At 33.7% G+C, this 22,209-nt stretch carries 17 protein-coding genes and 1 riboswitch; of the genes, 12 read left to right on the forward strand and 5 right to left on the reverse strand.

The features are described from left to right. Positions 1-121 precede the first annotated feature (121 nt). The 4 genes from EKM03_RS11020 to EKM03_RS11035 all read left to right on the forward strand — a co-directional run bounded on the left by EKM03_RS11020 (position 122) and on the right by EKM03_RS11035 (position 6,520). Positions 122-2,608 carry a DUF5686 and carboxypeptidase-like regulatory domain-containing protein gene (locus tag EKM03_RS11020; protein WP_126516134.1) on the forward strand — a complete coding sequence of 829 codons (2,487 nt, stop codon included), beginning with the start codon at positions 122-124 and terminating at the stop codon, positions 2,606-2,608. A 99-nt stretch (positions 2,609-2,707) separates the two neighbouring features. After that, positions 2,708-3,310 (forward strand): DNA-3-methyladenine glycosylase, encoded by a 603-nt coding sequence (locus tag EKM03_RS11025; protein ID WP_126516135.1) that lies wholly within the window; start codon positions 2,708-2,710, stop codon positions 3,308-3,310. A 107-nt stretch (positions 3,311-3,417) separates the two neighbouring features. After that, positions 3,418-3,948, forward strand: a complete 531-nt coding sequence (locus EKM03_RS11030) for an inorganic diphosphatase (protein WP_126452987.1) — start codon at positions 3,418-3,420, stop codon at positions 3,946-3,948. Positions 3,949-4,060: 112 nt separating this feature from the next. Further along, on the forward strand, positions 4,061-6,520 hold the full coding sequence (locus EKM03_RS11035; protein WP_126740422.1) for a sodium-translocating pyrophosphatase: 2,460 nt from the start codon (positions 4,061-4,063) through the stop codon (positions 6,518-6,520). Between the two features lie 118 nt (positions 6,521-6,638). On the opposite strand, the gene EKM03_RS11040 is transcribed toward EKM03_RS11035, so the two are convergent. Both EKM03_RS11040 and EKM03_RS11045 read right to left on the reverse strand, forming a co-directional pair. Then, entirely contained in the window at positions 6,639-7,253 is a 615-nt protein-coding gene (locus tag EKM03_RS11040) for a deoxynucleoside kinase (RefSeq protein WP_126452993.1), read from the reverse strand. Next, complete coding sequence (locus EKM03_RS11045; protein WP_126457444.1) at positions 7,253-8,044, reverse strand: hypothetical protein; 792 nt, start codon at positions 8,042-8,044, stop codon at positions 7,253-7,255. Before EKM03_RS11045 ends, EKM03_RS11040 begins: the two co-directional genes overlap by 1 nt. Before the next feature lie 114 nt (positions 8,045-8,158). Here EKM03_RS11045 and EKM03_RS11050 point away from each other — a divergent pair, with 114 nt between their 5' ends. Further along, entirely contained in the window at positions 8,159-9,067 is a 909-nt protein-coding gene (locus EKM03_RS11050; protein ID WP_126457443.1) for a GLPGLI family protein, read from the forward strand. 7 nt (positions 9,068-9,074) lie between these two features. On the opposite strand, the gene EKM03_RS11055 is transcribed toward EKM03_RS11050, so the two are convergent. Together EKM03_RS11055 and EKM03_RS11060 are read right to left on the reverse strand one after the other, a co-directional pair. Beyond that, positions 9,075-9,755, reverse strand: a complete 681-nt coding sequence (locus EKM03_RS11055) for a response regulator transcription factor (RefSeq protein WP_126457442.1) — start codon at positions 9,753-9,755, stop codon at positions 9,075-9,077. Next, positions 9,748-11,337: a sensor histidine kinase KdpD gene (locus EKM03_RS11060; protein ID WP_126457441.1), complete on the reverse strand. Its 1,590-nt coding sequence runs from the start codon at positions 11,335-11,337 to the stop codon at positions 9,748-9,750. The genes EKM03_RS11055 and EKM03_RS11060 overlap by 8 nt, the downstream gene beginning before the upstream one ends. Positions 11,338-11,454: 117 nt before the next feature. Between EKM03_RS11060 and EKM03_RS11065 the strand changes: the two genes are divergently transcribed. After that, positions 11,455-12,303 (forward strand): GLPGLI family protein, encoded by an 849-nt coding sequence (locus EKM03_RS11065; RefSeq protein ID WP_126457440.1) that lies wholly within the window; start codon positions 11,455-11,457, stop codon positions 12,301-12,303. A gap of 62 nt (positions 12,304-12,365) precedes the next feature. Continuing rightward, positions 12,366-15,116: a carboxypeptidase-like regulatory domain-containing protein gene (locus EKM03_RS11070; RefSeq protein ID WP_126457439.1), complete on the forward strand. Its 2,751-nt coding sequence runs from the start codon at positions 12,366-12,368 to the stop codon at positions 15,114-15,116. 61 nt (positions 15,117-15,177) lie between these two features. Here the strand turns inward: EKM03_RS11070 and metK are convergent, their stop codons facing one another. Next, the gene (gene metK / locus EKM03_RS11075) at positions 15,178-16,428 is read right to left on the reverse strand and encodes a methionine adenosyltransferase (protein WP_126457438.1); all 1,251 of its coding nucleotides are present in this window, start codon (positions 16,426-16,428) and stop codon (positions 15,178-15,180) included. A 749-nt stretch (positions 16,429-17,177) separates the two neighbouring features. On the opposite strand from metK, the gene EKM03_RS11080 reads away from it, so the two are divergent. The 5 genes from EKM03_RS11080 to EKM03_RS11100 all read left to right on the forward strand — a co-directional run bounded on the left by EKM03_RS11080 (position 17,178) and on the right by EKM03_RS11100 (position 22,190). Then, complete coding sequence (locus EKM03_RS11080; RefSeq protein ID WP_126453002.1) at positions 17,178-17,387, forward strand: hypothetical protein; 210 nt, start codon at positions 17,178-17,180, stop codon at positions 17,385-17,387. 232 nt (positions 17,388-17,619) lie between these two features. After that, positions 17,620-17,727, forward strand: a riboswitch (SAM riboswitch). Positions 17,728-17,805: 78 nt separating this feature from the next. Then, positions 17,806-18,768 (forward strand): alpha/beta fold hydrolase, encoded by a 963-nt coding sequence (locus EKM03_RS11085; RefSeq protein WP_233579242.1) that lies wholly within the window; start codon positions 17,806-17,808, stop codon positions 18,766-18,768. A gap of 18 nt (positions 18,769-18,786) precedes the next feature. Then, the gene (thrA, locus tag EKM03_RS11090) at positions 18,787-21,201 is read left to right on the forward strand and encodes a bifunctional aspartate kinase/homoserine dehydrogenase I (protein ID WP_126740424.1); all 2,415 of its coding nucleotides are present in this window, start codon (positions 18,787-18,789) and stop codon (positions 21,199-21,201) included. Between the two features lie 53 nt (positions 21,202-21,254). Beyond that, positions 21,255-21,611: a hypothetical protein gene (locus EKM03_RS11095; protein WP_126740425.1), complete on the forward strand. Its 357-nt coding sequence runs from the start codon at positions 21,255-21,257 to the stop codon at positions 21,609-21,611. A 150-nt stretch (positions 21,612-21,761) separates the two neighbouring features. Next, a complete protein-coding gene (locus EKM03_RS11100; protein ID WP_126457437.1) occupies positions 21,762-22,190 on the forward strand; it encodes an OsmC family protein in 429 nt (142 codons plus the stop codon). Positions 22,191-22,209 lie beyond the last annotated feature (19 nt).

The following is a 22,209-nucleotide window of genomic DNA, read 5'->3' on the forward strand; positions in this document are numbered from 1 at the left end:
TTCTTTAATTTGATGAAGTTTTTTTTTGAATGACTATGAAAGCGCCATGACAGAAGCTGTCTCAAACACCAATTAAGATCTGGCGATACCATATTCCTACAAAAACAAATATTATCTACATATGAAAAAGAATCTCTTATTGTTTCTGCTTTTGTTGTTGGTCTCAGCAACTACTAGTTTTGCGCAAACAAAAGTGAGTGGTGTTGTGGTTGATAAATCCAACCTGCCCATTCCATTTGCCAATGTAGTTTTCAAAGGTTCCAGTGAAGGAATTGTGACTAATGAGGACGGTAAGTTTTACCTGGAATCCAAAAAAACATATACTACTTTACTCATATCCTCCGTTGGGTTTTCTGAAAAAGAAATTTACTTAGATAAACCGGTAAATTATAATTTCAAAATTCAGTTGAATGAAGCCGAAAGTTTAAACGAAGTAGTGGTTTTTGCCGGAAAAACATCAAAAAAGGACAATCCTGCGCTCGATATTCTGAGGAAAATCTGGGAAAGGAAACGTAAAAACGGGTTGTATCAGTTTGACCAATACCAGATGGAAAAGTACGAGAAAATAGAATTTGATATGAATTCTATTGACAGTGCTTTTATGAAAAGCAAACTTTTTAAAGGGATGGAATTTATATTCGATCAAATGGATACGTCCCGAGTAACCGGGAAAACCTATTTGCCTATTTTTATAAATGAATCACTCCATGATGTTTATGGAGACAACAAATTAAATAAGGTAAAAGAAAAAATTAAAGCCAATAAAACGTCCGGATTTGATGGAAATCAACAGATTTTATCTTTTATAAAAGACTTGTATTCAGATTATAATATCTACAATAATTACTTGACTTTTTTTGACAAAAGCTTTACAAGTCCGCTGTCTAAAACAGGAATTGATGTCTACAATTATGTACTGAAAGACAGTTCGTATATTGATGATAAATGGTGCTATAATATTGTCTTTTATCCAAGACGAAAAAACGAATTGACTTTCAAAGGAGATTTTTGGGTGAATGATTCCACATTTGCCATCAAGAAAATCAATATGGCAGTGACCAAAAGTGCCAATATCAACTGGGTAAAAGATATTTACTTAGAGCAGGAATTTGAAGTAGTCAGTGACTCGGTTTTCTTGTTGACCAAGGATTATTTGATGTCTGACTTTGCTTTGAACAAAAAAGAAAATTCGAAAGGTGTTTATGGAAAAAGAACTAGTTTTTACCGGAATCATCAGTTCAATACAGTATTGCCTGTTGCTTTTTATAAAGCCGAAGTCAATTATATGGATGACGAAGTCTATAAAAAAACCGAGGAATACTGGAATGAAAATCGATTTGAGAATTTAAGTAAGGATGAATTAGGCGTTTATAAAATGCTTGATACGTTGCAAACAGTAAACCGATTCAAGCAATTATATAGTACGGTTTCTATTTTAGGAAGTGGATATGTAGAGTTCAAAAATTTCGATTATGGACCTGTTTTTTCTACATTTGGATACAATGAAGTAGAGGGTGTACGGTTGCGAGTAGGAGGAAGAACCTATTTTGGTCCTAACGATCCTTGGCGCATTCAGGCGTATACTGCGTATGGGTTTGATGATGACAAATTTAAATACGGATTTTCCGGAAAATGGATGGTCGATAAGAAAAATAGGATCATTTTATATGGAGGAAATAGGCGAGACATTGAGCAAATAGGAGCTAGTTTAACAACTACAAACGATATTTTAGGCAGAAGTTTTGCTTCTTCAGCAGTGTTTTCATCAGGTAGTAATGGGAAACTAACAAACATCAATTTGACTAATATGGCAATAGAAATGGAGCCTATTAAAAATTTAGTATTGCAAGCGGGAATTTCCTATCGCACACTCGAGTCTGCGTCGCCCACATTTAGTCTGGACTATTACACGGATATCGCCAATGGAATTACAAAAAGCGATGTCAAACAATCTGAAGCAAACTTTCAAATTGAATATTCTCCAAAACGCAAAACAATTGGTTTTGGTGTAGAAAGAAGTAATGTAGACAGTCCTTATAGTCGCTTTTTTGTTAATTACAGTCACGGCTTCAAAGGACTTTTAAACAGTGATTTCAAATACGATAAGCTGCAATTGTATTATAAACAACCCATTATTATTGGTCCCTTAGGAAGAACAAATATCATTGTAGAAGTGGGTAAAACCTTTGGGAAAGTGCCATTGGGATTGTTGAGTGTAATTCCAGGAAACCAAACCTATTTTACCATAGAAAATACGTTTAGCAACCTTAATTTCTATGAATTTGTCTCGGATCAATATGCTACTTTACAGTGGAATCACAATTTTAACGGGCGTATTTTTTCCAGAATACCGTTCATGCGCAAACTCAATTGGAGAGAATTAATTTCCATAAAAGGCGTTTATGGAAGTATTTCAGATGAAAATAGAGCCATTAACGCATCTGGATTAGTTTACAATGCACCTGAAAAAGGCTATTGGGAATACAGTGCTGGTATTGGAAATATCTTCAAAGTATTCCGTATTGATTTCGCCTGGCGTGCCAATTATCTCAACGTGCCAGAAACGAATCGTTTTACTGTTAAAGGGTCGTTTGGGTTTAATTTTTAGGAGCTATTCCGGCTGTACACTATATCTTTTTATAAGGCGAATAAAAATTGCCTTATAAAAAGGATGCCGTTTCCATCCGGGCTAAAAAAACATCAGATTATGCAAGAAGCCATCGACTACCTTTTAGAAAAAGATGCTATTTTCAAAGCAATCATTGAACAATACGGAATGCCTGTTATTCCTAAAAGACCGCAAGGTTTTGAGACTCTGGTATTGTTGATTTTAGAGCAACAAGTATCGATAGAGTCCGCTAAAGCCACTTTTTTAAAAATAAAAACTACTCTAAAAACGGTAACACCGGAAATTCTTCTTCTCGTATCGGATGCTGAGTTTAGGAATCTTGGCGTAAGCCGTCAAAAAACGTCTTATATCAAAGCTTTGGCGACAGCCTTAATAAATAAAGAACTTGATTTAGAAAGTTTGCCAGCCAAAACGGCTCTGCAAGTGCGCGAAGAACTCATCAAAATCAAAGGGATAGGAAACTGGACCATCGATATTTATTTAATGTTTTGTCTGCAAGAGCCTGATTTATTGCCATTAGGCGATATTGCCGTTGTACACACAATCAAGGAATTACTGGATATTCACGACAAAAATGAGATGCAAGTTCATACGTTGAAATGGAGTCCGTATCGCTCTTTTGCAACCTATCTTTTATGGCATTATTATTTAAAGAAAAGAAATAGAACCGTTTTTTACTAAAGTGCTGTCTCTTAAAATTTAATCAAGAGATAACATAGATTTTTCATTGTTGAAAGGGATTCTTTACTTATTTTTGCAACCATAAAATATAGAAAAGAAAAACTAAAATGACTGCAGACAAATTAACAACTTTCGATGTCTTAATCGAAATACCAAGAGGAAGTAGAAATAAATACGAATATGATTTCGAAATAAAAAGAATGCGTTTTGACAGAATGTTATTCTCGTCAATGATGTATCCTGCGGATTACGGATTTATTCCGGAAACATTAGCCTTAGACGGCGATCCATTAGATGTATTGGTTTTGGTAAACGAACCTACTTTTCCCGGTTGTGTTATGGAAGTAAAACCCATTGGTGTTTTCCACATGGCGGATGATAAAGGACCGGATGAAAAAGTTATCTGTGTACCGGTTTCAGATCCAATCTGGAATTCATTGAATGATCTGTCAGACATGAATCCACATTTATTAAAAGAAATTGAACACTTTTTTCAAGTGTACAAAGATCTTGAAAACAAGAAAGTAGATGTAGGCGGCTGGGGAGATGTAAATGAAGCCTATGCAATTATCGCAGAGTGTACGGAGCGATTTAATCAAATTGAGAATAAACCAGAGGGATTGTTTAGTATTAAATAATTTTACGCCATAATTTTTACAAAAAAAGCAACATTCTGTTAAGAGTGTTGCTTTTTTTGTTTAAATTCGTTTTGTTACACTATTAATTTTAACCAAAAACCAAACCGAAATTATGAATACAATTATGATTTATTTGCCTATTGCGATGGCATTTATTGGACTGGCATTTATGTTTGCTAAAAGAAAATGGGTATTAAAACAGGATCCGGGTGATGGTAAGATGAAAGAGATTTCGGATTACATTTACGAAGGAGCCTTGGCTTTCTTGAAAGCAGAATATAGGTTGTTGACGTTCTTTGTCATTGGAGCCAGCATAGTTTTAGCCGGAATTTCTTTTTTCGTTCCTACTACACACATATTAATAGTGGTTGCTTTTGTTTTTGGTGCTTTTTTCTCGGCTTTAGCTGGGAACATGGGAATGAAAATTGCAACAAAAACCAATGTTAGAACCACACAAGCCGCCCGTACCAGTTTGCCTAAAGCTCTAAAAGTTTCTTTTGGCGGCGGAACCGTAATGGGATTAGGGGTTGCGGGATTGGCTGTTTTAGGATTGACCACTTTCTTTATTTTCTTTTTTCACTTTTTTATGAATGGCGTTTGGACTTCTGCGGAAGACATGACCATTGTATTAGAAACATTAGCCGGATTTTCTCTGGGAGCAGAATCAATAGCCTTGTTCGCTAGAGTTGGTGGAGGAATATACACCAAAGCTGCCGATGTTGGAGCTGATTTGGTAGGGAAAATAGAAGCTGGAATTCCGGAAGATGATCCCCGTAATCCGGCTACAATTGCGGACAATGTAGGGGATAATGTAGGCGATGTTGCCGGAATGGGAGCTGATTTATTTGGTTCTTATGTCGCAACTGTTTTAGCGGCCATGGTTTTAGGAAATTATGTAATTAAAGACATGGGCGGAACTATTCAAGATGCTTTTGGAGGAATAGGACCTATCTTATTGCCAATGGCAATCGCTGGTTTTGGTATTTTATTTTCGATTATCGGAACAATGGTGGTAAAAATTACAGATGATAATGCAAAAGAAGCGCAAGTGCAAAGCGCTTTAAATAGGGGAAACTGGCTTTCAATAGGGTTAACCCTTATTGCCTGCTATTTTTTAGTACAATACATGTTGCCACAAACCATGAAAATGGATTTTTTTGGAGAAGGAACTAAAGAAATTTCATCCATGCGTGTTTTTTATGCTACAATTGTAGGTCTGGCAGTAGGTGGACTCATTTCGTCAGTAACTGAGTATTATACAGGATTGGGTACAAAACCTGTTATGGCAATTGTTCAAAAATCTTCAACTGGAGCAGGAACAAACGTAATTGCAGGATTGGCAACCGGAATGATTTCTACGTTTCCAACGGTTTTATTATTTGCAGCTGCAATTTGGACTTCCTACGCATTAGCAGGATTTTATGGTGTGGCTTTAGCTGCTTCAGCGATGATGGCAACAACGGCCATGCAATTGGCAATCGATGCTTTTGGACCCATATCGGATAACGCCGGTGGAATTGCTGAAATGAGCGAATTGCCAAAAGAAGTACGTACCAGAACGGATATTTTAGATGCTGTAGGTAATACAACTGCAGCAACCGGAAAAGGCTTTGCTATTGCTTCGGCAGCATTAACTTCACTAGCTCTATTTGCTGCGTATGTAACTTTTACAGGAATTGACGGAATCAATATTTTTAAAGCACCAGTTTTAGCAATGCTATTCGTGGGTGGCATGATACCTGTAGTTTTCTCGGCATTAGCGATGAATTCTGTCGGGAAAGCCGCAATGGACATGGTGTATGAAGTACGTCGTCAGTTCAGGGAGATTCCCGGAATTATGGAAGGAACCGGAAAACCGGAATATGCTAAGTGTGTTGATATTTCGACGAAAGCTGCATTGCGCGAAATGATGTTGCCGGGAATATTGACAATTGGTTTTCCAATTGCAATTGTTTTGCTTGGCAAATTAGTTTACGGAGACAACAACCAGCTAATCGCCGAAATGTTAGGGGGTTATATGGCCGGAGTTACCGTTTCGGGTGTGCTTTGGGCTGTTTTTCAAAACAATGCCGGTGGTGCTTGGGACAACGCTAAAAAATCTTTTGAAGCGGGAGTTCTTATTAATGGTGAAATGACCTATAAAGGTTCTGATGCGCATAAAGCGGCCATTACTGGCGATACTGTTGGAGATCCGTTCAAAGATACTTCTGGACCATCAATGAATATTTTAATTAAATTGACCTGTTTGATTGGTTTGGTAATTGCACCAATTTTAGGTAGTGGCAATCATACATTGGCTAATAAAGCCGCATGTTGTGCTGCTTCTGAAATGTGTACTTCAATATCTAAAGAAGAGTGTCTTGCTAAAGGATGTGACAGTAAAACGTGTAGATTTATGAATGCTTCCGCAGCAGTAACTGAAATGGTTTCGGAAAAAGTTACGATAGAAAAAACCAATGTTGATGGAGAAGTAAAAGCAACTATTAAAACTAATATTAACGGTAAAGAAGACATTCAAAGTTTTGAGGGAACTGATGCCGAAGTTCAGGCTAAGATTGATGCTTTAAAGTAATCAATATCTTGTAAATAAAAAATGCCTCGCAATTTAGACTGCGAGGCATTTTTTGTTTTTATGTATTTTATCACCAGTTTCTACTCCCTCTCCTTCGGAGAGGGTTGGGGAGAGGATTCTAAAACAATCCATTTAATTCTGCGTCGATACGGTTAAAAATAGTTCCTAAATCTTCGGGATTATCAACAAAATTCATGTTATCCACATCAATGATTAATAGTTTTCCTTTGTCATAGGTTTGAATCCAGCCTTCGTAGCGTTCGTTCAAACGACTCAAATACTCAATGGATATTGAGTTTTCATATTCACGGCCGCGTTTATGTATCTGTCCAACTAAATTAGGAATAGAACTCCTTAAATAGATCAATAAATCAGGGGCTTTAACAGTAGATTCCATTAATTCAAAAAGAGACGAATAATTCTGGAAATCACGATTGGTCATCAAACCCATTGCATATAAATTAGGAGCAAAAATATGGGCATCTTCATAAATAGTTCGGTCCTGAATGATTTTTTTGCCACTTTCACGAATTTGCATCACCTGACGGAAGCGACTATTCAAGAAATAAATTTGTAAATTAAACGACCAGCGCTCCATTTGGTGATAAAAATCATCTAGGTACGGATTGTCTACTACGTCTTCATAATGTGGTTCCCACTTAAAATGTTTCGCTAATAAGCGTGTCAAAGTTGTCTTTCCAGAGCCTATGTTTCCTGCTATTGCTATGTGCATTACGGTAGTATGATTTTATAATTTGTAATTCCTTCAGCTGTAAAAATAGATAAAATTTGGTCTTTGTAATAGAATTTTTTAAAGGATTTTTCTGAAATTTCAATTTCAGTTTTTTGGTTTTTTTCCAAATCCTGCAAAATTAAAATCCCATTTTTAGAATAGATGATCTGATTTTCATTTATAATTTCAATCGAGTCAAAATCAGAAACTTTTTCTTTGTTTGCTATTCTGCCAAAAATATCGCAAGTGTACCAGTTGTTTTTACCGTCCATCCAATAGAAGATGTTGAAATCTGAAGCGTAATTCTTAATACTTTCAGTAAAAGGAACTGAAATAGTTTTGTAATCCTTGTTCAAATAATCATATAATCCCAGTTGCTGATTCATACTGTTGTAAACCCACAACTGATTTAGAGCAGCAATACCAATTGCAGTGGCTACGATTGGAATTGTATTTTCTGAAAAATTGATTTTCTGAGTTTCATTCAATTGATTGTCCAAGATGATAACTGTATTGAAATTTTCGTAAAATAAAACAATTTTCAAAGGGTTATGCAAATCTATTTTTGTGATTCTACCCAAAGAAATATTTTTGTATTCTAAAGTATTCCGTGTTCCAATTTTAGAAAAAACATTGTTATGGATGGTGTAGTAAAAACCAAATGAATCATAACCTAAAAACGCATCTCCATCAAAACGAATAGAATCGATTTTAATGGCTGTTAGTTTTTGGTTCTGACTAAAAATTACTGAAAATGAAGCGATAAACAGCAATAATATTACTTTTTTCATACAGCGAAATTACAATTAAACGGTATATAATTTTGATTGTTTTATTAATATTTTAACAGAATACTTGTAACAAAAATAGTATTTTTCACTCTTATTCATTAAAACCCAATAGTTATGTATAAAGTAATTTACGCAATAATAGTAACAATTGCATCGTTTTTGGGGCTTCGCGCTCAGGAATTTCAAGGAATGGCAGTGTATGAATCAAAAAGCAGTACCTCCGATTTCAAAACACGAATGGAAGGCAATAAGGATATGACTCCTGATATGCAAAAAATGATTGAGGAAAGAATGAAGAAAATGTTCGAAAAAACATTCATTCTTAATTTTGATAAATCGACATCAATTTATAAAGAAGAAGAAAAGTTAGAGGCTACAGGTCAAGCTGGAGGTGGAATGCGCATAATGAATGCAATGAGTGGCGGCGGCGGAACTTATTACAAAAATGTAAAAGAGAAAACCTATACGGTTGATAAAGATTTTATGGGAAAAGAGTTTTTAGTAAAAGATTCTTTGCCAAGTCTAAAATGGAAAATGGAAGCTGAAACGAGAGTAATAGGCGGATATACCTGTTACAAGGCAACCGCAATTAAGGCGGCAAGTGCTACTGATTTTAGAAATTTCCGACCTAAAAAAGAGGAAGCCAAAAAACAGGGTACTGAAAAAGCAGATGATAAGGCGGCTTCAGATAAGAAAACGAACTTTATGGATGCCATAGAACTTCCCAAAGAAGTTACAATAACGGCTTGGTACACTCCGGAAATTCCTGTTAGTCAAGGACCAGAAGGATATTGGGGTTTACCGGGATTAATTCTAGAAGTTAACGATGGGAAAACCACAATTTTGTGCTCTAAAATTGTCTTGAATCCAAAGGAAAAAATAGAAATTAAAGCATTAACAAAAGGAAAAGTAGTTTCTCAAAAGGAGTATGACGATGATGTCATAAAAAAAATGGAAGAGTGGAGAGAAATGAATCAAGGGCGTGGTGGTAGTTCTACGGGAACCTTTCGAATAGGCGGATAAGATAGTTTTAACAAATTAATTTGCAGCCTTGACCACGAACATTTATAATTTGAATGTTGGGATCAAGGCTTAATTTTTTCCTCAACTTAGTAATAAAAACATCCATACTCCTACCATTAAAAAAATCATCTTCTCCCCAAATTTTATTTAAAATTAAAGAACGTTCAACTATTTTATTTTTATTTTCAGATATTATATTTAATAGAATTGCTTCACGATGCGTTAAGGAGATTGTTGTGTCAAGGTACTGTAAGGTTTGTTTAGTAAGATTAAAAATATAGTTGCCAATCACTATGTTATCCTCGTTTTTGATAGCAGTATTTCTGCCAAGAAGAGAATGAATTCTAACGATTAGTTCTTCCATGCTAAAAGGTTTTTTTAAATAGTCATTACCTCCAAAATTAAATCCATCGACTACATCTTGTGTTTGTGATTTAGCAGTGAGGAAAATTATCGGAGTTTTATTATCTAATTTTCGAATATCTTTAGCTACTGAAAAACCATCTTTTTTAGGCATCATGACATCTAAAACAAGTAATTCTATTTTTTCATTTCTAAAAACTTCAATAGCCTCTTCGCCATCTTTACAATGAATGACCTCAAAATTTCTAGTTTCTAAACTTTCCTTAATGATTTGTGCTAAAGCAGGTTCGTCTTCGGCTAGGATTATTTTTATTTTTTTAGACATGAGCTAATGTTATTTTAAAAATGTTTTTGGAGTTTACGATTAGTTCAAGTGTTCCCTGATGTTTCTCTATGATTTTTTTGGAATAATATAAACCTATTCCAAAGCCTTTTACATCGTGAATATTTCCTTTCGGAATTCTATAAAATTTTTCAAAAATCTTTTCATGTTGGTTTTTATCAATTTCAATTCCATTATCTTGAACTGTTATTTCTATCTTTTTTTTGTCTGATGTTAAGCAAACTTCAATCTGAGGACCTCCATATTTTAGGGCATTATCGACCAGATTTGAAAATGCATTTTCAAAATGAAATGAATCCACCTTCAAAATTAATTTTTCCTGATTAGAAATAAAATTAATTGTTTTGTTTGAAGTGTTCAATAGGTGTTTTTCAACATTTTTCTTTAATAATTGAACTATATTAATTGGTTCTTTGTTTAGCGTAAGATTGTCAGATTCTAACGAAGCAGTCTCCAAAAGTTTTTCAACCATAATGGCTAATTTTTCTAATTGCTGGTATGCTATGTCTAAGTAACGATTTGTTTTTTTAGGATCATTAACGGAATTAAAATTCTTGATTCCTTCTATTGCCGAAGAAATGGTGGTGATTGGCGTTTTAAATTCATGAGTAATATTGCTGATTAAATCGTTTTTGATTTCATCAATTTTTTTCTGACGGTTTATAATTCTTAAAAGATAAAATAAAGATCCGACAATGGAAAGCGATAACAGTAACGAAAGAATTATTTCAATCATGCTTCTTTTTAAAAGTAGTACCGTAGGATCAGAAAATGAAATTTTCAGTTTATCGTTAATGGGAAGGTAGACTGATTTTGAAAAAGTAGAAAGAGGTAATTTCACTGATTTGAAGGAAGTGTTTTTTTTAAATTTATCAAAAAGAGTGTTTAATTTAAAATGCTCTAAAGTATAATCTACAACAATTTTTTTTCGAGAAAGTTCATTATCTAAAATTTTACTTAATTTATTGAATGCAACGGAATCTGTAACCATAGATATTACAATTCTACTTCTTGAATCTTTTATTTGTAAGAGGCTATCTGTTGCTTTTTTTCCTCGTAATATTAAAACTGAGGAATTCGTTTTAGATTTTGGTTTAGTATAGGTAACTATTTTATTGTCATTTTCTTTCTCGTTTTTAATGATTTTCGAATCCAATTTTATCAAATTACTTGTGTCTGGAACCGAATGAATTTTGGATTCTGAAATTTTTAAAGATGTAGTTACAGATGCTGTTTTTTTAGATTTTATTGAATCAACTTTTGGAATTTTATTTTGATTCCTTTTTGCTTTATAATTTTTAAAAACTGTATCAAGTTTTAAGTCATCCATAAATTGCTCTTCGGATATGGAATCATCTCGGTTTACAAAAGCGATATAATTTTCTTTTGACTGTTCTATATAATAGTATTCAGTACTGTTGTCAAAAGCAATTTGTACATCATTAATTAATCGTTGTTTGTTTTCTTTGTAGTTTTTAATATTCCAATATACTTGTAAACTGATGGTTGCCAAAATAGTTAGGCTTACAAAAAAAATAATAGCGGCGTAATTTTTCACTTTCATTTTTCAAATATAAGAACTAAATGCTTTTGAATTGACCCATTAACAATCGTTAACTTTGGTTAACTATTATTGTGGTTATTTAGAACTTTATTTGTCATCTAACTAAAAAGCTATAAAATGAAAAATTTATTCAAAGTAATTTATTTAACAATAATTTTAACTACTGTCAATTTAACCGTTGCTCAAAACTTTAAAGGCAAAGCAATTTATCAATCTAAAATTAAATCCGAGGAAACTGACGGTGAGATTAAGTCTGAAAAAGATGCAGAATTTGAGAAGGCAGTACAAAAAGAATGGGAGAAAGTTTCCCAAAAAACATATTCATTAAGTTTTAATAAAACAGAGTCTTTATTTGAAGAAGAACAAAAGCTTGAGCCTGTGGGACAAAGTGATAGCGGAATGATTATTAGTATTACCATTTCAGGAGATGGAAAGAAGTACATGAATCGGAAGGTGCAAAAACAAATTTTTGAAGGCGAAATCTTCGAAAAAAAATATCTTATCACTGATGAATTAAAAAATTGGGATTGGCAATTAAAAGAAGAAACTAAAAAAATAGGGGATTACCTATGTTATAAGGCTGAGGTTGTAATTCAGGTTACTGCTGCTCAAAAAGAAGAGTATCAGGATTATTTAAAAAATAAATTTAAACAGAAAACAAATTTATTTGAAATGAATGAGCCCCAAAATAATATTGTTACTGCTTGGTATACCTTAGAAATCCCGGTTAATCATGGACCAGATAAATATTCAGGTCTACCAGGTTTAATTTTGGAATTAAATAATGGAGAAGTTAAATTTTTATGCTCTAAAGTAGTTTTAAATAGTGAGGATAAAGTAAAAATTAAAACTCCAAACGCAGGAAAAGTATTAACTCAAAAAGAATTCGATAAAGAAGAAAAAATGAAAATGGACAGCATGAAGGATAAGGATGGAAATATCATTTTTAGAACCTTCACGAATTAGTTGTTTTTTGTAACGAATTAAACCTTTTTATGACCAACTAGTCATACTCATAAAACCAGTCAATGAAAAACCAGTACCTTTTTTTATTTTTCTTTATAACTTCATTCTCCTTTGCTCAATCCATTAAATTTGAAGGTCTCATAACCGATTCAAAAGCGACAGGTCTTGAAATGGCCAATGTTATGGCAATAAATAAAGAAACAAAAGCAATGGATGCCTATGCCATAACAAATGACAAAGGAAAATTTCTTCTTAATCTAAAACCAAATACAGCGTATAATATCAAAATCAGTTATTTGGGAATGCAGAATAAAGAGTTGGAAATCACCACAACTTTAGAAAACAGCATTAAAAGCATTGCGCTCGAAGAAGGAGGAATTGAACTCGACGGTGTTGAGATTGTCCGTGAAATGCCGGTTTCTATAAAAGGCGATACCATTGTTTACAATACTGATTCTTTTAAAACGGGCGAAGAGCGAAAGTTAGAAGATGTCTTTAAGAAACTACCCGGTTTTGAAGTCATGGCCGATGGTCAAGTGCAAGTTGAAGGAAAAAAAGTAACCAAATTATTTGTCAATGGCAAACCATTTATGGATGGCGATACTAAACTAGGATCCAAAAACATTCCGTCGGATGCAGTTGATAAAGTGCAAGTATTGCGAAACTTCAATGAGGTATCTCAGATGAAGGGATTAGAGAACAATAATGACGACATCGCACTAAATATTAAACTCAAAAAAGGAAAAGATAAGTTTTGGTTTGGGGATGTGAGTGCCGGTTTAGCAAATGATAAAGGGTATATTTTTAATCCAAAAGTATTTTATTATTCTCCTAAAACTAGTATCAACTCCATAGTAAATTTGAATAATATTGGGGAGGTTTCTTTGACTTCAGCTGATTTTTTCAGGATAAATGGGGGTGCTAGGAATACTATAGGCAGAAGCGGAACTTCTTTAAATCTGAATCGGAATTTCTTTGGGCTTTCTGGTGGTGATAATGTTGCTAAGGCAAATGACAAATTCGGAACTTTAAACGTGAATCATTCTGTATCAAAAAAATGGACCTTGATTGGTTTTGCAGCGTATTCTTCTACATTCAATCAGTCGATTACGAATTCTGATCGTGGTATTTTTGAACCCAATACAACGAATATTGCAACGCTAGAAAATAGAAAAAACAAAACCGATTCCAGAAATAATGCTTTTATCTCTAAGGTAGGTTCAAAGTATAAAGCCAATGATAATTTTCAACTGGATTACGATGTTTTCTTTAGAAAAAACGATCAACAGGATGTTAATAACAGTCAAAGTAATTTTAGCTCTTTTGCTAATGGAAGTTCTTTTAGCAGCTCTAACACAGTTATAGCATTTCAAAATCAAGCGCCAGTTTCTTTCAATCAAAGTTTGAATTTATTTTATACACAAAATCCCAAAAGTACATGGGTAATTGAAATACAGCATCAATATGAGGATGAAGATCCCTTTTACAATCCGCAATTATCGGTTAATCCATATCAAAATAGTAGCTCTCAAGATCCAAATGATCCAAGCGCTGTTTTTGTCAATGAAAATAGTTTAAATATTGAGCAGTCTCGATTTGTAAAAACCAATAAAGTGGATGCAAAAGCAGATTATTATTACCAAATTTCTAATAAAAGTATATTGAATGTAACAGCAGGAAATTCAAATGCTTTTCAAACATATAATTCAAGTCTGTTGCAAATCTTAGAGGACAAATCTGTTAATTCAGTAGAACAAGCGGCGTACAATAATGACGTGCGGTATGCGTTTAATGATGTTTTTTTAGGACTTCATTACAAGTTTATGGTTGGTAAGTTTACTTTTAATCCAGGATTTTCGGTTCATCAATACAACACCAACAATCAGCAATTAGGTAATCCGTATCAATTAAATTTTAGTCGCTTTCTTCCTGATATGTTTGCCCGTTGGGATTTAAAAAAATCAGAAAATATAACCTATAATTTTAATGTTCAGAATGGTTTTAATGATATAAACTCTTTAGTCGAAGGGTATATTTTTACTAATTTCAATAGTATTGTAAAAGGGAATTCCCAACTGCAAAATTCACTGGTTACCAGTCATAGATTGAATTATTCAAAGTACAATTTGTATAATTTCACTACAATTTTTGGAAATATTTCATACACAACCACAAAGGATCCAGTGGTGAACGGTATATCATTTCAAAGTATTTATTCTACTTCAGACCGTTTAAATTTAGACGCAGAAAATGAAAACTTGAACGGGAATTTGTTTTATAGCAAGAGTTTTAAGAAGTATTATAAATTAACAGGCGGTGTTAATGCAAGCTGGAATAAAAATTTCGTTTTAAACCGAAGAGTGACTAGTGGTACTGCGCAGGAGTTTATTCAAGGAATCGAAAACGTAAATCATAGTTACAATCTAGCATTTGCAACGCAATTCAAAAAATATCCAAATATTGATTTAGGATATCGAATTAATTTTTCTGAGCAAGCTTCAAACAAGTTTATTACGCAAACGCCAACGGTTAAGCTGAACTACTATTTTTTGAATGGGTTAAATGTTAATTGGGATTATTCATTTAATCGCTTTAAAAATGAAACTTCAGGGTTAACAAACGATTTTGAAATCATGACGGCAAGCTTAAATTACATCAAAAAGGACTCGAAATTTGAGTATAGAATACAGGCAAATAACCTTTTAAATACGAGATCAAGATTAAACAATTCCTTTAGCGTAAATGGCTTTAATGCGAATGAAACGATTATTTTACCACGATTTGTGACCTTTATTTTAAAGTACAATATATAGCCAAATTAAAAAGGGGATTTTGCATTGCAAAATCCCCTTTTTCTATACTATAAATGTTGTATTACAATCCAAAAGCAACTTTTACTTGATCTACAAAATCTAATTTTTCCCAAGTGAATAAATCAACAGTAACCGTTTTGGTTAATCCGCCTGGTGCAGAAAATGTTTTAGTTACTGTTTCTGGAGTACGCCCCATGTGTCCGTAAGCAGCCGTTTCGCTATAGATTGGATTTCTTAATTTCAAACGTTGCTCTATAAAGTACGGGCGCATGTCAAAAATAGCTTCTACTTTTTTAGCAATTTCTCCATCGGTTAAGGTTACTTTTGAAGTCCCATAAGTTTCTATAAAAATCCCCATTGGTTTAGCAACACCAATTGCGTAGGAAACCTGTACTAAAATTTCGTCAGCAACACCTGCTGCAACTAGATTTTTAGCAATGTGACGAGTCGCATAAGCCGCACTTCTGTCTACTTTACTAGGGTCTTTACCAGAGAATGCACCACCACCGTGAGCACCTTTTCCACCGTAAGTGTCTACAATAATTTTTCTACCTGTTAGTCCAGTATCTCCGTGAGGTCCTCCAATTACAAATTTTCCCGTTGGATTGATGTGGTATTTAATTTGATCATTAAATAAATGAGCACTCGTTGGATTTTTTGCAATGATTCTTGGAATCAAAATTTCGATGATGTCTTTTTTGATTTTAGCAAGCATAGTAGCTTCTTCGTCAAAGTCATCGTGTTGTGTCGAAATTACAATAGCTTCAATTCGAGTTGGTTTGTTGTCATCACTGTATTCTAACGTCACTTGAGATTTAGCATCCGGACGCAAATAAGTGATTTCGTTATTTTCACGTCTTAAAACAGCTAATTCTTTTAATAATTTATGAGATAAATCAAGTGCCAAAGGCATGTAATTTTCTGTTTCATTTGTTGCGTAACCAAACATCATTCCTTGATCACCAGCACCTTGCTCTTCAGGATTTGCTCTATCAACACCTTGATTGATGTCAGCAGATTGTTCGTGTATAGCAGAAAGAATACCACAAGAATCCGCTTCAAACATATAGGCGCTTTTGGTGTAACCAATTTTCTTGATTACATCGCGAGCGATTTGTTGCACATCTAAATAGGTATTTGATTTTACTTCACCTGCCAAGATTACTTGACCTGTAGTTACTAAAGTTTCGCAAGCTACTTTTGAGTCAGCATCAAATGCCAAAAAATTATCAATTAATGCGTCTGAAATTTGATCTGCAATTTTGTCTGGATGTCCTTCGCTTACAGATTCTGACGTAAATAAATAGGCCATAATAATTATTATTTTAAATTAAGCGAGAAAAAATAATTGCTAAAAAGGACTAAAGAAGAGTTTCTGCTTTAGCATTTTTTCTACTGAAAAACGTTCAGTATTCATAATGAATTTGTTTCATTATGAAGAGGTTGCAATCAGTTCAAATTTTTCCTCTTGTATTTGGTTGCAAATGTATGAAACCATTTTGAATTGCAAATTAATCTTTTGTTTTTTTTGAGAATAAATATTTTTCGGGTTCTAAATTATTAAGAAAAAATAATATTTAAAATAGTTTCGCTATTATTTTCTTAAACTTATTTGGATATTTAAAAAATAATTTGCAATTTTGAAATTCTAATAAAGTAAAAATGAAATTTAATATTTGTAATATGTTTAAGGTCGCACAGGAAAATTCCTGAGGGTTGCTTATTGCATAATTTAAATCAAATTATATATCAAAAGCTTCCCGGATAACGGGAAGCTTTTTTTTTGAATAGTAATAAATAGAATAGATTTTTTAGTCACAAAAAGCCTCGATGAATAACCTAAAAAGCCAAAAAATAAATAACGCAACAGTCAATAACATGATTTGTGTCAATGCCATTATGTGTATTCGCGGCTGTTGATTCCAAAAGTAAGTGTATAACTTAAAACCCTTTTGGATATGGATCTAAAAGGGTTTTTTGTTTTTCTGATTTTTTTCAAATCTCACAACAATTCATACAAGGAGACCAAAAATGAATATTAACACCTAAAACCTAAAAATTATGAGCACAACAAAGTATTTTACAAAGACATTTCGGTTATTAAAAAGTATTAATTTCAGAAATAAAAAAGAAAAGGAAAACGATTCTAAGAATGAATTGATTCATCCTAGATTTGAGATCTCAAAGAACGATGTTTTGGCACAAAAAATAGTACCTAATTCATTGCTTTTCCTAATGTATTCCCAAGAGAATGAAGCGCTTTTTATTTAATAAATCCGAATTTATTTTTGGTTTTGAGATTTTCAAAGGATGTTTAAAAGTGTTGTTTTGACGAAGTAAGAAAACGGGATGAATATCCTCATTACTTCGTCAGAATAACAATTGCGTGTGAATTGTTTTTTGTATTTATGGAGCCCAAAGAAATAAACGAATCCACATAAAAATTTGGTTGTTACAAAAAATAGTGGTTAATTTGCTTCTTTAAGTTCAAAAACGTATTGAAATGTTATAAAGAAAGGCAGAGGGATTAGACCCGATGAAGCCTTAGCAACCCTTCGATTTATCGAAGAAGGTGCTGCATTCTACCACGCTCATCGTGGAAAGATAACACTAAGAATTAGTCTAGATAACGCCTGACTTTCTTTATAATATTTCCAAACACAGATCAAAAATCATAAAAGATTTGCCATTGGAAAATAAACCAACCTCTATTACATTTCAAAATTTCACCACTAAAAGTGGCGCTTTTTATCCTACCTTAAACGTAAGTTTTCAAGTTTTTGGGCCAGAATTGCATACGGCACCAATTGTTTTGGTCAACCATGCTTTAACCGGAAATTCACAAGTTGTGGGCGAAAACGGTTGGTGGAATGATTTAATTGGAGCACACAAAACCATAGATACAACAAAATATACAATACTCGCATTTAATGTTCCCGGAAATGGTTTTGATGGTTTTGAGATCGAAGATTATTTGGATTTTACTGCCAGAGACATTGCCAGGATTTTTATTGAAGGGATTCGGGTTCTGGATATTAAAAAACTATACGCTATTATTGGGGGTTCTGTAGGTGGCGGAATTGCTTGGGAAATGGTCGCTTTAGAGCCAAAAATCACACAGCATTTAATTCCTATCGCAACGGATTGGAAATCGACGGATTGGCTAATTGCCAATTGCTTTTTGCAGGAACAAATTCTCAACAACTCTTCAAAACCTATTGAAGACGCTCGCACTCATGCTATGTTATGCTATAGAACTCCGGAATCATTTGCTGCAAAATTTCAGCGAACCACCAATGAAGAATTGGAGATTTTTAATGTAGAAAGCTGGTTGCTACATCACGGCGAAAAATTGCAGAAACGTTTTCAAATTTCGTCATATAAAATGATGAATCAACTGTTGAAAACAATCGATATCACCAGAGACCGCACATCATTCGAAGAGATAACTTCAAAAATTGAAGCCGAGATTCATATTATTGGAATCAATTCCGACCTGTTTTTTACGGCAAATGAAAATAAAGCAACGTACAAGGATTTAAAAAAATATAAAAAGAGGGTTACCTATCAGGAAATAGTTTCCATCCACGGACACGACGCTTTTTTGATAGAATACAAACAATTACACAATTTGCTTCAGGATATATTCTAAGCCAAAAAACAGAACACAATGAAAATATTAAAATTTGGAGGTAAATCGTTATCGAATGGCGATGGAATAAATAAGGTGGTTGCAATTATTATTGATAAAGTAAATCAAGGCGAGGAAATTGCTATTGTGGTTTCGGCGCGAGGAAATGCTACGGATGAATTAGAAGAAATTTTAAGTATTGCCGCTAAAAACGGAGTTTATAAACCTCTTTTTGATGATTTCAAAAAATACCAACAAGACGAATATCAAGACGTAGATTTATCCGAAGAGTTCCATGTTCTTGAAAAATTATTCGAAGGCGTCAGTTTAATTGGTGATTACAGCAACAAAATAAAAGACCAAATTTTATCAAAAGGGGAACTACTTTCGGCAAAATTACTGACGGCAATTTTGGTCGAAAATGGGATAAATGCCCGTTTTGCAGATACTCGGGAATTGATAAAAACCGATTCGAAATTTGGTGATGCACAACCTTTGGAACAAATTTCGAAGGAAAATGTCATCAATTATTTCAAACAAAATAACGGAACAACCGTAAATATTGTTACAGGTTTCATTGGTTCAAACACAAATAATGACACGACCACTTTAGGAAGAAACGGCAGCAATTACACCGCTTCGTTGATTGCGAATTATTTGAATGCGGCCGAATTACAGAATTATACGCACGTAGACGGAATTTATACCGCTAATCCGGATTTAGTAGTTGATGCAAAGAAAATTGACCATTTGTCGTTTAATGAAGCCAATGAAATAGCCAATTTTGGTGCGACGATTCTTCATGCCAAAACGATCATTCCTTTGTTGGAAAAAAACATTCCGCTTCGTATCTTGAATACGTTCAACCATGAAAATAAAGGGACGTTAATCACTTCCAATTCGAACAAGGAAGGGATTAAAACACTTTCGGTACTTGAAAATGTTTCGTTAGTGAACCTGGAAGGAAGAGGATTACTGGGAAAAACAGGTGTTGATGCCCGTATTTTCAGAGTGATGGGTGATAATGATATTAGCGTAAGCATCATTTCTCAAGGTTCGTCAGAAAGAGGAATTGGTTTAGTTGTTGCCACTGATAAAGCGACAAAAGCAATGATTGAATTAGAGAAAGAATTCGAAAATGATTTCTATTCGAAAGATGTAAATAAAATCACGGTGACGGATGATGTTTCGGTGATTTCTATTATTGGTCAGGATTTAAGTACTTTTCACAAGCCTTACACGGCGTTGATAAAAAATAAAATTGTCCCGATTCTTTTCAATAATACCGTTACGGGTAAAAACGTGAGTTTGGTGGTCAAAAAATCGCAATTAAACAAAGCTTTAAACGTGATTCACGGAGAGATTTTTGGAGTAGCTAAGAAAATCAATATCGCTATTTTCGGACATGGATTAGTTGGTGGAACGTTGATTAACCAAATATTGGAATCGGCAGCAACTATCGAGAAAAGAAAAGATATCAAACTGAATGTTTTTGCAATTGCCAATTCAAGTAATGTACTTTTGAATAAAAATGGCGTTACTCCAAATTGGAAAAATGAAATCCAGAACAATGGCTTTTCTTATACTATAGATGATGTAATTGCCTACGCAAATGAGCATCACTTGGAGAATTTGATTGCGATTGATAACACGGCAAGTGCTGAATTTGTTGGAAATTATATAAAATTAGCTGAAAACAGTTTTGATTTGATTTCGTCTAATAAAGTGGCCAATACGTTAAGCTATAGTTTTTATAAAAAATTACGAAAAGTGCTGGCGGATAATCAAAAGAGTTATCTTTATGAAACTAATGTTGGAGCAGGATTGCCATTGATTGATACGATTAAATTATTGCACCTTTCAGGAGAAAATATCACGAAGATTAAAGGTGTTTTTTCTGGAACATTAAGTTATTTGTTCAATAATTTTTCATCAAAAGAGGCTTCGTTTAGCGAAATATTGAGGGAGGCCATTGACAATGGGTATACCGAGCCGGATCCAAGAGAAGATTTGTGCGGGAACGACGTAGGTAGAAAATTATTGATTTTGGCACGAGAATTAGACTTGCAAAATGAGTTTGAAGAAATTGATATTCAAAATTTAATTCCAGAACATTTGCGTGAAGGCGATGTTTCGGATTTCTTGAATAAATTGACCGAGTTTGATCCAATTTATGCTAAAATAAAAGCCGACCAAAAGCCCAATCACGTCCTGCGATACATAGGCGAATTATCGGGCGATTTGCAAAATGACAAAGGTAATCTAGAAGTAAAATTAGTTTCCGTACCTTCGGATACTGCTTTGGGAGGCTTGAAAGGTTCTGATTCTTTTTTCGAAATTTACACGGAATCCTATGGCGATCGACCAATCGTAATTCAAGGCGCAGGTGCAGGATCTGCGGTAACGGCGAGAGGTGTTTTTGGTGATATTTTGAGGTTGTCGGATAAAGGGTAATGATAGTGTTCAGTGATCAGTTTTGAGTGATCAGTAAAAAAAAAACAATTAATATGAATGTTATCTTTATTGTTATTGGAATGAATGTTTCAATTCTATTTTTGTTTGATAAAAGTAAATTAGATGATAAAGAATGGTTTTATAAACTATTAATTTTCAATGGTATCTTGTTTTTAATTGCTTTGACAAGTGTTTTAATAGGTGTTGGAACAAATACAGCTATTAATTCATTATTTATACCATTGATTGCACAGTTTTTATATTATGTTTTAAGTAAATTATTCTACGTAAAATATCAAAGAAACAGTGTTGATACTTTTTGGACAATGGATAGGTCTTTATTTATAGATGGGTGGTTCAATTATATATTTTGGGTGGTTTCAATTTTACTGTTTTTGCTTGTATTGTGACGAATAATTAAAATAAAATAAAAAAATAAAAATCTGTGTTTTGCGACAGCAAATCCGTTTCATCTGTGTCCAATAACATAATTAATTAAAAAGGGACTGCCTCCAGTCTTGGCTCCCTTCCCTTCGGGAAGGGTTGGGGAGGGGAATAATATGAAAATAACATTAAACAGAGTAAACGACAACTTCCACTTTGAATTAAAAAACGAGCGTGGTCACCTAGTAAACGTAGATAGCCGACCAGAATTTGGCGGAGACGATAAAGGCGCAAGTCCAATGGAATTAGTATTGATGGGTGTTGCGGGTTGCAGTGCGATTGATATGATTTCGATTTTGAAAAAACAGCGTCAGGAAATCACTTCTTTCAAAGCTGAGGTCGAAGGAGAACGGGTACAAGTAGGAGAAGCAAAACCATTCAAGGATATTACTGTAGTATTCTTTTTGGAAGGACCTATTAATGAAGAAAAAGCAGCGAGAGCCGCACAACTTTCTTTCGAAAAATACTGTTCGGTTTCTAAAACATTAGAGCCAACAGCAACCATACATTATAAAGTAGTTTTGAACGGAGTTGAATTGGCGTAAAGCTAAAATAGTCAACTTC

Origin of the sequence: Flavobacterium sp. GSP6 (assembly GCF_003984855.1) — a bacterium.
In the GTDB taxonomy this organism is placed as follows: Bacteria; Bacteroidota; Bacteroidia; order Flavobacteriales; family Flavobacteriaceae; genus Flavobacterium.

Excerpts from the sequence above, each read along its gene's own strand:
- EKM03_RS11065 (WP_126457440.1), top strand. The coding sequence starts at position 11,455 with ATGAAAAATTTATTCAAAGTAATTTATTTAACAATAATTTTAACTACT.
- EKM03_RS11045 (WP_126457444.1), bottom strand. The coding sequence starts at position 8,044 with ATGAAAAAAGTAATATTATTGCTGTTTATCGCTTCATTTTCAGTAATT.
- EKM03_RS11100 (WP_126457437.1), top strand. The coding sequence starts at position 21,762 with ATGAAAATAACATTAAACAGAGTAAACGACAACTTCCACTTTGAATTA.
- EKM03_RS11080 (WP_126453002.1), top strand. The coding sequence starts at position 17,178 with ATGAGCACAACAAAGTATTTTACAAAGACATTTCGGTTATTAAAAAGT.
- thrA (WP_126740424.1), top strand. The coding sequence starts at position 18,787 with ATGAAAATATTAAAATTTGGAGGTAAATCGTTATCGAATGGCGATGGA.
- EKM03_RS11040 (WP_126452993.1), bottom strand. The coding sequence starts at position 7,253 with ATGCACATAGCAATAGCAGGAAACATAGGCTCTGGAAAGACAACTTTG.
- EKM03_RS11020 (WP_126516134.1), top strand. The coding sequence starts at position 122 with ATGAAAAAGAATCTCTTATTGTTTCTGCTTTTGTTGTTGGTCTCAGCA.
- EKM03_RS11035 (WP_126740422.1), top strand. The coding sequence starts at position 4,061 with ATGAATACAATTATGATTTATTTGCCTATTGCGATGGCATTTATTGGA.
- EKM03_RS11030 (WP_126452987.1), top strand. The coding sequence starts at position 3,418 with ATGACTGCAGACAAATTAACAACTTTCGATGTCTTAATCGAAATACCA.
- EKM03_RS11025 (WP_126516135.1), top strand. The coding sequence starts at position 2,708 with ATGCAAGAAGCCATCGACTACCTTTTAGAAAAAGATGCTATTTTCAAA.
- EKM03_RS11070 (WP_126457439.1), top strand. The coding sequence starts at position 12,366 with ATGAAAAACCAGTACCTTTTTTTATTTTTCTTTATAACTTCATTCTCC.
- EKM03_RS11095 (WP_126740425.1), top strand. The coding sequence starts at position 21,255 with ATGAATGTTATCTTTATTGTTATTGGAATGAATGTTTCAATTCTATTT.
- EKM03_RS11060 (WP_126457441.1), bottom strand. The coding sequence starts at position 11,337 with ATGAAAGTGAAAAATTACGCCGCTATTATTTTTTTTGTAAGCCTAACT.
- EKM03_RS11050 (WP_126457443.1), top strand. The coding sequence starts at position 8,159 with ATGTATAAAGTAATTTACGCAATAATAGTAACAATTGCATCGTTTTTG.
- EKM03_RS11055 (WP_126457442.1), bottom strand. The coding sequence starts at position 9,755 with ATGTCTAAAAAAATAAAAATAATCCTAGCCGAAGACGAACCTGCTTTA.
- metK (WP_126457438.1), bottom strand. The coding sequence starts at position 16,428 with ATGGCCTATTTATTTACGTCAGAATCTGTAAGCGAAGGACATCCAGAC.